This window comes from Nocardia sp. NPDC051832 (assembly GCF_040681285.1).
GTDB lineage: Bacteria > Actinomycetota > Actinomycetes > Mycobacteriales > Mycobacteriaceae > Nocardia.
On the sequence record NZ_JBFAYL010000001.1, the window covers coordinates 51,574 to 65,185 of the forward strand.

Sequence of the window (13,612 nt, forward strand, 5' to 3'; positions counted from 1 at the left end):
GGCAGCAGCATGACGATTCTGCTCCAAGTTCTCGAGCAGAGCTTCACGCCGACGACTCCGTGGGAGCGGCGCAAATTCACCTTTGTCGATGCCGGGAAGATCGTCGGCATGCGCCTGGACGGGCAGTCCGGCGTCTGGCTGGATCTGTCCCGTCCCGGTGAATCCCAGCGTCTGGCCCGTACGCCGACGCCCGGCGACGCCATCACGTTCCTGCTCACGACATTCGCGAAGATCGCCGAATGCCAGGAACACGGCGGCTCGTGGGTGATCGGGCACGACGGCTCCCGGCACCACACCATCGAAGCCACCCGATTCCCGCCGCGGACGGTCGAGGTAGCCGAAGACGAGCTGCTGACCCGAGCCTGGCTGTAGTCGGTCCGACCGGGTCGGACAGCTGGGCCTCCTGGAATGTCGGTGCGGACGAGTACAACTGGGCCGGTGCGCGCGGGCATTCGAGGGTGGCTGGTGATGGCGCTGCTGCTCGCCTCGGCGGGCTGCGCCGGGCTCGACGGTGGCTCGGTGGCGCCCGCGCCCGGCAGTCCCACCCGGGTGCAGGTCGAGCGGTTGCTCGCCTCGGTGCGGGTGATCGCCGAACGGCCGCACCCCGGCGGCTATGAGCGAGGCTGTAAATCGGGGCAGGCCTGCGTTTTCGGTGAATCCTGGACCGACGACTACGACGGACCCGGCGGGCACGACGGCTGCGACACGCGCAACAACGTGCTGGCGAAGCAGCTCGCGGAGGTGGAATTCCGGGCGGGCACGCGGGAGTGCGTCGTAGTGTCAGGCGCCCTTGACGATCCCTACACGGGGCGGCGAATCGCCTTCCGCAAGGAAGCCGCGCGCGATATCCAGATCGACCATGTCTACGCGCTGGCCGCCGCCTGGGATATGGGGGCCTCGATGTGGCCGCCGGAGCGGCGGGTGAGTTTCGCCAACGACGTCGAGGTCAACCTGCTGGCGACCGACGCGGGTACCAATCAGGCCAAGGGCGACAGCACTCCGTCGGAATGGCTGCCGCCGGCCCGGGCCAATCATTGCTTCTACGCGGGCAAGTATTTGACGGTCGCGGTGCAGTACGACCTGCCGATCACGGCCGCCGACAACGCGGCGCTGGCCGAGATCGCCCGCGGCTGCCCATGATTCCCGGCTACTCGGCGCCGACGGCGACGGGGCGCTTGGGGTCGTTGGACCACTGGGACCAGGAGCCCGGATACAGCGCCGCGTCGATGCCCGCGGCCGCGAGCGCCGCGATCTGGTGCGCGGCGGTGACACCGGAGCCGCAGTAGACCGCGACCGGACCCGTTCCGAGACTGGTGAAACGCGCGAGCAACTGATCTCCGGTGCGGAAACGTCCCTCGCCGTCGAGGTTTTCGGCGGTCGGGGCGCTCACCGCGCCGGGAACGTGCCCGGCGCGCGGGTCGACCGGTTCCACCTCGCCGCGGTAGCGCTCGCCCGCACGCGCGTCGAGCAGCAGACCGTCCCAGCTCGCGACCGAGTCGGCGTCGACGACCGGCATGTGGCCGGGACTCAAGCCGACGTCGCCGGGTTCCGGGTCGGGTTCGGTACCGGTGGCGAGCGCACCGCCCGATTGCTCCCACGCGGGCAACCCGCCGTCGAGAATGCGCACGTCGGCGACACCCGCCCAGCGCAGCAGCCACCAAGCGCGGGCCGCCGCCATACCGCCGGTCGCGTCGTAGACGACCACCGCGTCACCGTTGCGAATGCCCCAGCTGCGCGCGCACTTCTCCAACTGCGCCAGCTCGGGCAACGGATGCCGCCCACGGGCCGGCGAAGCGGGCGCGGCCAGTTCGGTTTCCAGGTCGACGAAGACCGCCCCCGGAATATGGCCGTCCAGATAGTGCTGCGGACCATCCGGGTCACCCAGCGCCCAGCGCACATCCAATATCCGAATCCGCTTGTCCGCCAAGTTTTCTCGAAGCTCCACCGGCGAAATCAGTACGGCGACCAACCCAGCTCCTCGTGTCGAAGTCCGCGATACCGCAACTGCTACGACCCGATGCTACGGCCCCACCGCATAGTCCCGGGCGATCGCGCCGGATCCGCCTATCGCTCGGCCGTAACCGGCACGTCCGCCCGGATCCAGGCCAGTTTCCAGGGATTGGCCGGGGACAGGGGCGGCGGGGCCCGGGAGAATCCGGACAATGTCGAAGGTTTCCGCTGCGGCCGCCACATCCGATGCCGGCGAGTCGGTTGAGGGTGGGTGGGGGCAGCCGGTGGGGGCCGGGGTGGTTACCGCGCTGGTGGGGTTTACCAGTGCGTTCGCGGTGGTGCTGGCCGGGTTGACGGCGGTGGGGGCCAGTAGTGCGCAGGCGGCGTCGGGGTTGCTCGCGGTGTGTGTGACGCAGGCGGTCGGGATGGTGCTGCTGAGTTGGCGGTATCGGATGCCGATCACGCTGGCCTGGTCGACGCCGGGGGCGGCGCTGCTCGCGAGTACCGGGGCGGTGGCGGGTGGTTGGGCGGCGGCGGTGGGGGCGTTCGTGGTGACCGGGGTGTTGATCGTGGTTACCGGGTGGTGGCAGCGGCTCGGGGAATTGGTGGCCGCGATTCCGGTGGAGATCGCGCAGGCGATGCTGGCCGGAGTGCTGCTGCCGATCTGTTTGGCGCCGGTGCAATCTATTCGGGTGAGTCCGGCGGTCGTGGTGCCGGTGATTCTGGTCTGGTTGGTGCTGCAGCGGTATGCGAAGCGGTGGGCGGTGCTCGCGGCGTTCGTCACCGCGGCGGTCGGCGCGGGCGTCAGCATTCTGGTCGGGGATCGGCGGCTGGAGGTGTCCGCGCTGGTGCCGACGGTGGAATTCACGATGCCGCACTGGAATTGGCAGGCGCTGGTGGGTGTGGCGATTCCGCTGTACATCGTCACCATGGCGTCGCAGAACATTCCGGGCATGGCGGTGATGAAGTCGTTCGACTATCAGGTGCCGTGGCGGTCGGCCATGACGGTGACCGGGATCGGCACCATGCTCGGTGCGCCGGCGGGCGGGCACGCGATCAATCTCGCGGCGATCAGCGCCGCGCTGTCCGCCGCGCCTACGGCGCATCCGGATCCCCGGCGGCGGTGGGTCGCCGGTGTGACGGCGGGCTCGGCCTATCTGTTCCTCGCCCTGGGCTCGGCGGCCCTGGTCGCCGTGGTCGCGGCGGCGCCCGAGGGGACCTTGGAAACCGTCGCGGGGCTCGCGCTGCTGGGCACGCTGGCGGCCGCCCTCGCGGGAGCGCTGCGGTCCGAGCAACACCGCGAAGCCGCGATCGTCACCTTTCTGATCGCGGCTTCGGGAGTCGGTTTCCTCAACGTCGGCGCCGCCTTCTGGGCTCTGCTCGCCGGACTTGTTGTGCGTCAGGTGCTGAAGCCGCGCGGATCGCGCCGTGGTCAGCCCTGAGCCGGGGCGGGCGCTGCGGAAGACACCGGTTCGGCCGGGGTTTCGCCGCGGGCGAGCGCGCCGAGTCTGGTGTGGTTGAACACGAGGTTGAGCGCGAAAGCAGTGCCGGCGCCCAGGGTTACGCCGCTGGTCAGCAGAATTTGGGCGGAGGAGGGGAATTTGGTGAACATCTCCCCCGCCATCTCCGGAAGTAGGCCGACGCCGACGGCCGCGGCCACAATGGTGGCGTTGATGCGGTCGGAAAGGTCCGCGCGGAGCAGTGTTTGGACGCCGACCACGGTGACGGTCGCGAAGAGCACCAGGCCGACGCCGCCGACCACCGGCTTCGGCACGGCGGCCACCACCGCGCCGATGCGCGGCACCACGCCGAGCACGATCAGGATCACGCCGCTGACCGCGGTGACGTAGCGACTGAAGACGCGGGTGGCGGCGACCGAACCGACATTCTGGTTGAAGATGGTGTCGACGAAGGCGGTGAAGAGGCCGCCGAGCACACCGGACAGGCCGTCCCCGACCAGACCGCGCGCCAAATCGCCGTTGCTGATCGGCTTTCCGGTGATCTCGCTCAGCGCGAGCATGCTGGCCGTGGACTCCGCGAACACCACCGCCATCACGATGCTCATCGCCACGACCGCGGTCACCGGGAACTCCGGGGACCCGAAATGGAACGGCTGCGGCAGCCCCAGCCACGCGGTCTCGCCGATCCCGTCGGCGCTGACCAGACCCATCGGAATGGCGAGGAGAATCCCGGCCACCAGCGCGATCAGCACCCCGAGCTGCGACCACACGCCGCGTCCGACGCAGATGAACCCGACCGCGATCAGCACTACCACGGCGGCCAGGCCGATATGCGACGGCGAGGCGAAGGTCGGCGCCTTCGGGTTCGTGCCGATGATCAGCCCGCCGGCCACCCCGATCAGCGAGACTCCGACAACGGTGAGCACGGTCCCGGTGACCAGCGGCGGAAAGAACCGCACCACCTTCGCGAACGGATACGCCAGCGCGAGGCCGACGACACCGCCCACCAGCATCGAGCCGTAGACCGCCGCCAGCCCGTATTCCTTGGCGATCAGGATCATCGGATTCAACCCGACGAAGGTCGCCCCGCAGATGATCGGCAGTCGCGCGCCCGCGAGCCTGCCCACCCCCAGACTCTGGATGACGGTGATGATGCCGGCCACCAGCAGGTCCGCACTGATCAGCAGACCCACTGTCGCCCGGTCCAGCCCCGCGGCCGCGCCGAATACCAGCGGCACCGTGATGCAGCCGGTGTACATGATCAGGACGTGCTGGATACCGAACGCCAACTGCCGGCCGAACGGCAACCGGGTATCCACGGGATGTGCTGCTACTGCCATGTACAAGAGGTATCCGCCACGCATTACGCGCAGGGCACATCATGTTTCCCGTAGGTGACATCACCGGTATATCTCAGCCCGAAGGCGCACACTGTGAAGTACTACTTGCACACCCAGCTGTACTGGGTGTGCAAGTAGTCCAAACCTCGAGGTCTAGCTGCGGCTCAGGAGCGTCAGCGGGTCTTCCAGCAAGCTCGCGACGGTGGCCAGGAAGCGTGCGCCGAGTTCGCCGTCGACCATGCGGTGGTCGAAGCTCAGGCCGAGGGTGGTCACCCAGCGGATAGCCAGTTCGTCGCGGAAGACCCACGGGCGCTTGGCGATCGAGCCGAGGCAGAGGATCGCGGCTTCGCCGGGGTTGACCAGCGGGACCCCGACGTCCACGCCGAAGACACCGACATTGGTGATGGTGAAGGTGCCGCCGCGAAGGTCGACAGGCGTGGCGTTGCCGGAACGGGCCGTTTCGGCGATCCAGCCGAGTTCCTTGGCGAGGTCCCGCAGGCTGGCCGAATCGGCGTCCTTGAGGTTGGGGACCAGCAGCCCGCGGTCGGTGGCGACGGCGATGCCCAGGTTCACGTAGTGCTTGGTGATGATGTGCTGGTTGGCCTCGTCCCAGGCGGCGTTGATCGCGGGGAAATCGGTGATCGCCACCAGGACAGCCTTGGCGACCAGCGTGAGCGGGGTCAGCGTCAGGCCGGTGAAGGCCTTGGTGGTGCGCAGGTGATCGAGCAGTTCCATCGACGCGGTGCAGTCGACGGTGACGAAGGTGCTGGCCTGCGGAATGGTCCGGGCGCTGGCCACCATGGCGGCGGCGGTCCGTTTGCGCACGCCGCTGATCGGGGTGCGCTCCTCGCGGTCCGGCGGCCGGATGAGGCCGCCGTGCTGCCGCCCGCCCGATCGGGAATCAGCGCCCTGAGCTTCGCCATCTCCGGTGTGCGCGGCAGACTTTCGCGGTTGCGTGACCGGCACGGCGCTGCGCACGTCCTCGACAGTGACCGCACCCTCAGGACCGGAACCGGCCAGATACCAGAGGTCGATGCCTAGTTCCTTGGCGAGCTTGCGGGCGGCGGGAGTGGCCGCGGCGCGCGCGCTCAGCGAGTCCGGCTCAGCAGGCGGCCCCGGGGCGCGCCTGCGCCGGCGCGACACCGGCTCACCCTCCGGCCCGTACCCGACCAGCACCGAGGTGCGCCCGTTCTCGCCGCTCGCCGCGGGCTGCGCCTGGTCACTGCGCACCCGGATCAGCGGCGCGCCGACCTCGACGGTGTCCCCCGGCTCGGCCAGCAGTTCGACGACCACGCCGGCGAACGGGGACGGCAGCGCCACCACCGCCTTGGCGGTCTCCACCTCGGCGATGGTCTGGTTCAGCTCGACGGTGTCGCCGACCGCCACCGCCCAGGACTGTAATTCCGCGTCGGTGAGGCCTTCACCGAGGTCAGGTAGCCGGAATTCCAGGACGTTGTCGTCGGGCACAGAGGACACCTCTCAGGCGGCGAGCGATCGATCGACCGCGGCGAGAATGCGGTCGGGGTCGGGCAGGTGGTGTTTTTCGAGCTTAGCCGGGGGGTAGGGGATGTCGAAGCCGCCGACGCGCAGCACGGGGGCTTCCAGGTGATAGAAGCAGCGCTCGGTGATCCGGGCCGCGATCTCGGCGCCGAGGCCGCCGAATACCGGGGCTTCATGTACCACGACGAGTCGCCCGGTCTTGGCGACGGATTCCTCGATGGTGTCGAAATCGATCGGCGAGAGGCTGCGCAGATCGATCACTTCCAGCGAATGCCCCTCTTCGGCAGCGATTTTCGCCGAAGTCAGCGCAGTGGCGACGGTACCGCCGTAGGCGACGACGGTGGCGTCGGTACCAGTCGTGCACACGCGCGCCCGATCCATCGGCAGCTCCGGCTCGGCCCGGAAGTCGACGTCGGCCTTGTCCCAGTAGCGGCGCTTCGGCTCGAAGAAGATCACCGGGTCGTCCAGCATGATCGCCTGGCGGACAAGGTGATACGCGTCGGCGGGATTGCTCGGTGCGACCACCCGGAGCCCGGCGGTGTGCGTGAAATACGCTTCCGGCGATTCGGAATGGTGTTCGACCGAACCGATCCCGCCGCCGAAGGGGATGCGAATCGTCAAGGGCGCTATGACTTTCCCGTTCGTCCGGTAGTGGATCTTGGCAACCTGGGAGACGATCTGGTCGAACGCGGGGTAGACGAAACCGTCGAACTGGATCTCGCACACCGGCCGGTAGCCGCGCAGTGCCATCCCGAAAGCCGTTCCGACGATGCCGGATTCGGCCAGCGGCGTGTCCACCACCCGATTGTTGCCGAAGTCCTTCTGCAGCGTGTCGGTCACCCGGAACACGCCGCCGAGGCGCCCGATGTCCTCGCCCATCAGCAGGACCTTCGGGTCGTCCTCCAGGGCTTTGCGCAGACCGGCGTTGAGCGCGGCGGCAAAGGTGGTGATCATGCGCGAACTCCTTCTTGCACAGGTGCTTCCCCGGGGTCCCCGGTCAAATACTCCTGATACTCCCGCCGCTCCGCGGTGATGAGCGGGTGCGGGGTGGCATAGACGTGGTCGAACAGCGCCATCGGCTCGGGATCGGGCAGCTCGAGGGTGGCGGTGCGGACCTGATGCGCGACCGCGGCCGCCTCAGCGGCTACATAGCGCTCGAAGTCGCTGTCGTACAGGTCTTCTCGCTCCAGCAGTCGGCGCAGGCGGTCGATCGGATCGCGTCGCCGCCATTCCTCGGTTTCGGCGGCGGCGCGGTAGCGAGTGGGGTCGTCGGCGGTGGTGTGCGGGCCCATCCGGTAGGTCATGGCCTCGATGAACGACGGACCGCCGCCGGTACGCGCCCGCTGGATCGCCTGCCGGGTGACCGCCAGCACCGCGAGCACGTCATTGCCATCGACCTGGGCGCCCGGGATCCCGTAGCCGTAGGCGCGCCGCACGATCGGGGTCGCACTCTGCACGCGCACCGGCGCGCTGATCGCCCAGCCGTTGTTCTGGCAGAAGAACACCACCGGCGCGCTCCAGCTGGACGCGAAACCCAGCGCCTCGGCGATATCGCCCTGACTGGTGGCGCCGTCACCGAAGTAGGCGATGGTCGCGATCTCGGCGCCGTCCAAATGCGCGGCGTAGGCATAACCGGTGGCGTGCAGGCCCTGTGCGCCGACGACGATGTTCGGGTTGGTCATGCGCACCACGTCCGGGTCCCAGCAGTGGTGCGCCGCGCCGCGCCACAGCCGGGTCAGCTCGCCCGGACGCACGCCACGGCAGTAGGCGACGGCGGCTTCGCGGTAGCTGCAGAACACGTAGTCGTCGGGGTGCAGCGCACGGGCGGAGCCGACCTGGGCGGCTTCCTGGCCGAGCAGCGGAGGCCACAAACCCAGCTGGCCCTGCCGTTGCAGTGCGGTTGCCTCGGTATCGATGCGGCGGGTGACCACCATGTCCTGGTACAGCGCGCGCAACTGCTCCGCACCGACGTCGGCGACCAGGGCGGCATGCTCCCGGTCGAGAACGCGGCGGCCGTCGGGCTGGATCAACTGGACCGGATACGCGAGCTTTTCTGGCATAGGGATCGCCTCCTACCAAACTGGCGCAGAGCGTGGTGTGCTCTTAATCACAGCATGCCCTGTCGGGCGAAGTGCGCAAGTAGTGAATATTGCTCTGAGCAGAATGCTCAAAAGATTCGGCGCAGGGGATGTCATACTGCGCATATGTCCAGCAGAGAACCCGCCGACCCGACCTTGGACGCCACCGACGCGCGGCTGCTGCTCGAGCTCGTGGCCAACCCGCGCGCCACCGGCGTGGAGCTCGCCACCCGTCTGGGACTGTCCCGCAACACCGTCCAGGCGCGGCTGGCGCGCTGGGAGGCGAGCGGGGTGCTCGGCAGCTTCGAACGACGGGTCCGCCCGCGCGCACTCGGCTATCCCTTGTCAGCGTTCGTGGCGGTGGTCGTCGATCAGCATCAGCTCGACGCGGTAGTGGACGCGCTGGCCGAGGTGCCGGAGGTGACCGAGGTGTGCGGTATGACCGGGCTGACCGATCTCACGGTGCGCGTGGTGGCCCGCGACGCCGACGATCTGTACCGGATCGCCGGGCAGATCCTCAAGATCCCCGGCGTGGAACGGACCAATATGGCGCTGGTGATGCGGGAATTGGTCGGTCCGCGCACCGCACCGCTGCTGGATCGCCTCGCCGCCGGAAATCGCGACAACCCCTGACCTCCCGGTCGGCGTTAAGGTGCGCGGGTGGATATTTCGGGCAAGGTTGCGATAGTTACGGGTGCCGGAGCGGGGATCGGCGCGGCATTGGCGCGTCGGCTGGCCGAGGGTGGCGCACGGGTGGTGCTCGCCGATCTGGATTCGGACGCATCCGCCCAGGTCGCCGCATCGATCGGGGCGAACGCCGTGGCCGTCGGCGGTGATGTGGCCGACGAGCAGGTGATCCAGCGCCTGATCGATCGCGCCCAGTCCGAATTCGGGCCCGTGGACCTGTATTTCGCGAACGCGGGCATCGGCGGTGGTCCCGGGTTGGACAGCTCCGACGAACAGTGGTCGGCCGCACTCGAAGTCAACGTGCTCGCGCACGTCCGGGCCGCTCGGCTGCTGACGCCGGGCTGGCTGGAACGGGGCAGCGGGTACTTCATCGCCACGGCATCGGCCGCGGGCCTGCTGACGCAGATCGGTTCCGCCCCATACTCGGTCACCAAGCACGCGGCCGTCGGGTTCGCCGAATGGCTGTCGGTCACCTACGGGGACAAGGGCATTCGCGTCAGCTGCGTCTGCCCGATGGGTGTCGACACCCGCCTGCTGCACGGCGATCTGATTCCCGACAACCCAGCAGCCGCGGAACTCGCCATCAAAGCGGTGAAAACCGCGGGGGCCGTACTGACTCCGGAGCAGGTCGCGGACGTGGTGGTCGCGGGTGTGGAAGCCGAGACCTTCCTCATCCTTCCGCACCCTGAGGTCCTGAAGATGTACCGCCACAAGGGTTCCGACTACGACCGCTGGCTGGAAGGCATGCGCCGCTTTCAGGCGGCGCTGCAGGTTTAGTCGTCCGCGACGACCAGCGTCGCCGCGGCCGTCCGGATGACCTCGGGGATCTCGATCGGCTTGCGGGTGTCGGAGTCCACGTAGACGTGCACGAAAACGCCGGTGGCGGCGAGCTCCAGGGTCCCGTCCGCGTCCCGGAAGATGGCCAGGTCGTAGGTGATGCTGGAGCGTCCGAGGCGGGAGATGCGCAGTCCGACCTGCAGCTGATCCGGAAAGCTGATGGAGCCGAGGTACTGGCAGGAGGTCTGGGCGACGACGCCCAGGGCGGGCAGCTCCCGGATGTCGGTACCGGTGGCGTGCATCAGCCAGGCGTTGACCGCGGTGTCGAAGTACGAGTAGTACGTCACGTTGTTGACGTGGCCGTAGTGGTCGTTGTCGGCCCACCGCGTCGGCATCGGCCACAGGACCGGATACTGCTTGTTCACCCGGCCGACGATAGCTCAGCCGGTGTCGTCCCCTGCCGGTGGTCGCGCGGGCTCACCCCGAAGTGCCGTTTGAAGGCGGCGCTGAGCGCGAAGGCGCTGCCGTACCCGACCTTGCCCGCGATCGATTCGATGGTGGCGTCGGTTTCCTGCAGCAGGTCGGCGGCCAGGGCGAGCCGCCATTCGGTGAGGAACGCCATCGGCGGCTCGCCGACCAGGTCGGTGAAACGGCGGGCCAGCGCCGCGCGCGACACCCCGACCGCCTCGGCCAGACTGGCGACGGTCCAGCCGTGTGCGGGGTTGTGCTGGAGCAGGCGCAGGGCCTTGCCGACCAACGGGTCGCTGTAGGCGTGATACCAGGCGGGGGCGTCGTTGCGAGCGAACCAGGCGCGCAGCGCGGCGATCAGGACCAGGTCGAGCAAGCGGTCGAGGACCGCGCTCTGCGCGGGTTCGTCCTTGGTGGCTTCGTCGGCGAGCAGATCGAGCAGCCGGGAGTCGAAGTCGCCGTGCGGCAGCACGATGATCGGCGGCAGCGCGCGCAGCAGGCGCTGACTCGCCGCGCCCGCGGACTCGTAGGTGCCGGTGACCATCATGGTGGCGCCGTCCGGGTCGGTCCCCCACTGCCGGGTGCCGAGACTCAGTGTCTCGCACAGAATCTCACCGTCGGGAGTCTTGGTGACCTGGCCGGGATGGATGATGATCTGCGGCGCGGTGGCCGGATCGTCGGCGAACGTATACGGCTGCGGCCCACGGAAAATCGCCACATCACCGGCGGAGAGCTGACGGGGGCTGGTCGAATTCTGCCCCACGGCAGCGTTGTTCGCCCCGCGCTTGGGCACGTCGGGCACGACCCAGGCGGTGCCGCGGATCATCGACACCACCGTGAGCGGCGCTTCGTCCTGGATCCGCAGCGACCACGGCGGATCCAGCAGCGAACACATGACGAACGCACCTCGGGCGCGAGGCCCTTCGAGCAGGCTGGCTAGCGCATCCACACACTCCACCTTAGACGCACGCGCATGATCATGAGCGGCTCGACTATGTAGAGTCTCGGCCCGCGCCGATGTACTTGAACCATGACATTCAACGACGCGAACCAGCCCCAGATCCTCGTCACCGGCGGCACCGGCAAGACCGGCGCCCGCGTGGCGGCCCGCCTCCAGCAGGCCGGTCACCAGATCCGGATCGGCTCCCGCACAGCGGAAATCCCCTTCGACTGGACCGACCGCGACACCTGGTCCGCGGCACTGTCCGGCATCGACACCGTCTACCTCGCCTTCCAGCCCGACCTCGCCGTACCCGGGGCGCCCGATGTCATCCAGGCCTTCACCACCGCCGCGAAGAACAGCGGTGTGCGCAAACTCGTGCTGCTTTCGGGCCGCGGCGAACCCGAGGCCGTGGAGTGCGAGGAGATCGTGCGGCAGTCCGGCCTGGACTGGACCATCGTCCGCTGCAGCTTCTTCGCCCAGAACTTCAGCGAGGGCGCGTTCACCGATTACATCCTCGGCGGCCATGTCGCACTCCCCAACGGCGATGTGCCGGAACCGTTCGTGCATGCCGACGATATCGCCGATGTCGCGGTCGCCGCCCTCACCGAGGCGGGCCACAGCCGGGAACTCTACGAACTCACCGGACCCCGGGCCCTGACCTTCGCCGAGGCCACCGCCGAGATCGCCGAGGCCACCGGTCGCGACATCGGCTTCACCCCGATCACCCGAACGGAATTCGTGGCGAGCCTGACCGAATACCAGGTCCCCGCCGACACGGTCAGCCTGCTGGACTACCTGTTCGGCACCATCCTGGACGGCCGGAACTCCGCCACCGCGGACGGCGTGCAGCGCGCACTCGGGCGCGCTCCCAAGGACTTCCGCGCCTACGCGGCCGAAACCGCCGCCAGCGGTGTGTGGTCCGTCGCGGAGGCCGGCGTGCACTGAGCAGAACCCGAATGCGCCAACGGATTCCGGAATACCACCACCCCGCCCATCGGTTGAAAGTAAGAGACAGTGTTCCTCCCGCGGACGTGGCCGCAACGGCGCGACCACGCACCCGGACCGCCAGGTCAACGGCGTCCTGGCACCCGGTTCCACGGGAGACAACCGGCGATCCCGCGCTGCGCAGGCGGGTCGCCGGCCGGCGCTTCCACCGCGGCGTCCGGCCCGGATCGGTACCGTCGAGTGATGCTGGATTCGATGGTCGACCGGTCGATGCGGCGGGCGCGGGTGGCGGTGTTCACGGTGTTCGCGCTCAACGGGTTTCTCCTGGCGCTGTGGGTGGTGCACATTCCGGTGATCACCGACCGGACCGGCGTCGCGAAATCCACGCTGGGCACCTTCATCCTGATGCTCGCGGGCGCGGGGATCATCGGGATGCGGATCGCGGGCCCGCTCGCGGATCGATTCGGCAGCCGCACCCTGGTCGGCGCGGCTGCCGCGATCACCGCCTTGACGGTCATCGGCCCCGGCCTGGCCACCGGGCCGGTCGCGCTGGCCATCGCACTGGCCTGCTTCGGTTTCGGCAACGGGGCGCTGGACGTCTCGATGAACACCCAGGCCGTGCACGTCGAACGGGCTTATGGCCGGCCGATCATGTCGGCCTTCCACGCGCTGTTCTCCGGGGGCGGCTTCCTCGGCTCGGTGCTCGGCGCCGCCGCCCAGCGGGCCGACTGGGATGTCCGCCTCACACTCGGCGTGGCCGCGGTCGGCTGCCTGGCGCTCACCGCGGCGCTGGTCCCGCTGCTGCTCCGCGATGTCACCTCGACCACCCCCGAGGTCGCCGACGCCGTCCCCGCCCCGCACGACGAGCCAGGCCCGACCGGCTGGCGCCGGGTACCGGAGCGCACCCGGAAAGTGATGGCGCTGGCTTTGATCGCGTTCGTGCTCCTGCTCTGCGAAGGCGCGGCCGCGGACTGGAGCGCCTTGCAGGTCCGCGAGCACTTGGACGCCGACGAGTCCACCGCCGCACTGGCTTTCGCGGCCTTCTCCTTCACCATGACCGCCGGCCGCTTCGCCACCGACCGCATCGCGGGCGCTTTCGGCCGCGTGGCCGTCGTCCGATACGGCAGCCTGATCTGCGCCGCCGGCCTCGGCCTGATCATCGTCTCGCCCTGGGTACCCCTGACCCTGCTCGGCTGGGCCCTGTGCGGCATCGGCCTCTCCGGCGGCATCCCCCAGATCTTCACCGCCGCAGGCAATCTCGGCTCCAGCACGGCCGCCACCGATATGTCCCGCGTCTTCAGCCTCGGCTACCTGGGCCTGCTGGCGGGTCCCGCCATCATCGGCTGGCTCACCGCGCTGGTCCCGCTCACCACCGCACTCGCCGCTCCCCTGCTACTCCTGCTGCTGTGCAGCTGGAAAGCGGGCGTGGTGGCCCCGCCGAAAGCCAGGGTGACCGCCTGAGGC

General features: G+C 69.0%; 14 protein-coding genes. 7 read left to right on the forward strand and 7 right to left on the reverse strand.

Annotation, left to right across the window (positions count from 1 at the left end):
* The first annotated feature begins 9 nt into the window (after nucleotides 1–9).
* Both AB0M14_RS00250 and AB0M14_RS00255 read left to right on the forward strand, forming a co-directional pair.
* Nucleotides 10–372 carry a hypothetical protein gene (locus tag AB0M14_RS00250; protein ID WP_364986346.1) on the forward strand — a complete coding sequence of 121 codons (363 nt, stop codon included), beginning with the start codon at nucleotides 10–12 and terminating at the stop codon, nucleotides 370–372.
* A 96-nt stretch (nucleotides 373–468) separates the two neighbouring features.
* Entirely contained in the window at nucleotides 469–1,140 is a 672-nt protein-coding gene (locus AB0M14_RS00255) for an HNH endonuclease family protein (RefSeq protein WP_364991156.1), read from the forward strand.
* Between the two features lie 7 nt (nucleotides 1,141–1,147).
* Here AB0M14_RS00255 and AB0M14_RS00260 read toward each other — a convergent pair whose 3' ends face one another.
* Nucleotides 1,148–1,969, reverse strand: a complete 822-nt coding sequence (locus AB0M14_RS00260; protein WP_364986349.1) for a sulfurtransferase — start codon at nucleotides 1,967–1,969, stop codon at nucleotides 1,148–1,150.
* 193 nt (nucleotides 1,970–2,162) lie between these two features.
* Here AB0M14_RS00260 and AB0M14_RS00265 point away from each other — a divergent pair, with 193 nt between their 5' ends.
* Nucleotides 2,163–3,392, forward strand: coding sequence for a benzoate/H(+) symporter BenE family transporter (locus tag AB0M14_RS00265; RefSeq protein ID WP_364986352.1), 1,230 nt, complete (start codon nucleotides 2,163–2,165; stop codon nucleotides 3,390–3,392).
* Here AB0M14_RS00265 and AB0M14_RS00270 read toward each other — a convergent pair.
* The 4 genes from AB0M14_RS00270 to pdhA form a co-directional block, all read right to left on the reverse strand.
* Complete coding sequence (locus AB0M14_RS00270) at nucleotides 3,383–4,750, reverse strand: nucleobase:cation symporter-2 family protein (RefSeq protein ID WP_364986355.1); 1,368 nt, start codon at nucleotides 4,748–4,750, stop codon at nucleotides 3,383–3,385. The two genes, AB0M14_RS00265 and AB0M14_RS00270, sit on opposite strands and share 10 nt — an antisense overlap.
* 153 nt (nucleotides 4,751–4,903) lie before the next feature.
* Complete coding sequence (locus AB0M14_RS00275) at nucleotides 4,904–6,217, reverse strand: dihydrolipoamide acetyltransferase family protein (RefSeq protein WP_364986360.1); 1,314 nt, start codon at nucleotides 6,215–6,217, stop codon at nucleotides 4,904–4,906.
* A gap of 12 nt (nucleotides 6,218–6,229) precedes the next feature.
* Nucleotides 6,230–7,204 carry an alpha-ketoacid dehydrogenase subunit beta gene (locus AB0M14_RS00280; RefSeq protein ID WP_364986363.1) on the reverse strand — a complete coding sequence of 325 codons (975 nt, stop codon included), beginning with the start codon at nucleotides 7,202–7,204 and terminating at the stop codon, nucleotides 6,230–6,232.
* Nucleotides 7,201–8,310 carry a pyruvate dehydrogenase (acetyl-transferring) E1 component subunit alpha gene (gene pdhA, locus AB0M14_RS00285; protein WP_364986367.1) on the reverse strand — a complete coding sequence of 370 codons (1,110 nt, stop codon included), beginning with the start codon at nucleotides 8,308–8,310 and terminating at the stop codon, nucleotides 7,201–7,203. The genes AB0M14_RS00280 and pdhA overlap by 4 nt, the downstream gene beginning before the upstream one ends.
* 144 nt (nucleotides 8,311–8,454) lie before the next feature.
* On the opposite strand from pdhA, the gene AB0M14_RS00290 reads away from it, so the two are divergent.
* Both AB0M14_RS00290 and AB0M14_RS00295 read left to right on the forward strand, forming a co-directional pair.
* Nucleotides 8,455–8,961 carry an Lrp/AsnC family transcriptional regulator gene (locus tag AB0M14_RS00290; protein WP_364986370.1) on the forward strand — a complete coding sequence of 169 codons (507 nt, stop codon included), beginning with the start codon at nucleotides 8,455–8,457 and terminating at the stop codon, nucleotides 8,959–8,961.
* Nucleotides 8,962–8,988: 27 nt separating this feature from the next.
* Entirely contained in the window at nucleotides 8,989–9,792 is an 804-nt protein-coding gene (locus AB0M14_RS00295) for an SDR family oxidoreductase (RefSeq protein WP_364986373.1), read from the forward strand.
* On the opposite strand, the gene AB0M14_RS00300 is transcribed toward AB0M14_RS00295, so the two are convergent.
* Complete coding sequence (locus tag AB0M14_RS00300; RefSeq protein ID WP_364991160.1) at nucleotides 9,789–10,187, reverse strand: thioesterase family protein; 399 nt, start codon at nucleotides 10,185–10,187, stop codon at nucleotides 9,789–9,791. The genes AB0M14_RS00295 and AB0M14_RS00300 overlap by 4 nt on opposite strands.
* 26 nt (nucleotides 10,188–10,213) lie before the next feature.
* Nucleotides 10,214–11,209, reverse strand: coding sequence for an AraC family transcriptional regulator (locus AB0M14_RS00305; RefSeq protein ID WP_364986378.1), 996 nt, complete (start codon nucleotides 11,207–11,209; stop codon nucleotides 10,214–10,216).
* Nucleotides 11,210–11,290: 81 nt separating this feature from the next.
* Between AB0M14_RS00305 and AB0M14_RS00310 the strand changes: the two genes are divergently transcribed.
* Both AB0M14_RS00310 and AB0M14_RS00315 read left to right on the forward strand, forming a co-directional pair.
* The gene (locus AB0M14_RS00310; protein ID WP_364986381.1) at nucleotides 11,291–12,148 is read left to right on the forward strand and encodes an NAD(P)H-binding protein; all 858 of its coding nucleotides are present in this window, start codon (nucleotides 11,291–11,293) and stop codon (nucleotides 12,146–12,148) included.
* 243 nt (nucleotides 12,149–12,391) lie between these two features.
* The gene (locus tag AB0M14_RS00315; protein WP_364986384.1) at nucleotides 12,392–13,609 is read left to right on the forward strand and encodes an MFS transporter; all 1,218 of its coding nucleotides are present in this window, start codon (nucleotides 12,392–12,394) and stop codon (nucleotides 13,607–13,609) included.
* The last annotated feature ends 3 nt before the right edge of the window (nucleotides 13,610–13,612 follow it).

Coding starts and splice junctions, on each gene's coding strand:
- AB0M14_RS00250 (WP_364986346.1), top strand. CDS start 10: ATGACGATTCTGCTCCAAGTTCTCGAGCAGAGCTTCACGCCGACGACT.
- AB0M14_RS00255 (WP_364991156.1), top strand. CDS start 469: ATGGCGCTGCTGCTCGCCTCGGCGGGCTGCGCCGGGCTCGACGGTGGC.
- AB0M14_RS00265 (WP_364986352.1), top strand. CDS start 2,163: ATGTCGAAGGTTTCCGCTGCGGCCGCCACATCCGATGCCGGCGAGTCG.
- AB0M14_RS00270 (WP_364986355.1), bottom strand. CDS start 4,750: ATGGCAGTAGCAGCACATCCCGTGGATACCCGGTTGCCGTTCGGCCGG.
- AB0M14_RS00280 (WP_364986363.1), bottom strand. CDS start 7,204: ATGATCACCACCTTTGCCGCCGCGCTCAACGCCGGTCTGCGCAAAGCC.
- pdhA (WP_364986367.1), bottom strand. CDS start 8,310: ATGCCAGAAAAGCTCGCGTATCCGGTCCAGTTGATCCAGCCCGACGGC.
- AB0M14_RS00290 (WP_364986370.1), top strand. CDS start 8,455: ATGTCCAGCAGAGAACCCGCCGACCCGACCTTGGACGCCACCGACGCG.
- AB0M14_RS00300 (WP_364991160.1), bottom strand. CDS start 10,187: ATGCCGACGCGGTGGGCCGACAACGACCACTACGGCCACGTCAACAAC.
- AB0M14_RS00310 (WP_364986381.1), top strand. CDS start 11,291: ATGACATTCAACGACGCGAACCAGCCCCAGATCCTCGTCACCGGCGGC.
- AB0M14_RS00315 (WP_364986384.1), top strand. CDS start 12,392: ATGCTGGATTCGATGGTCGACCGGTCGATGCGGCGGGCGCGGGTGGCG.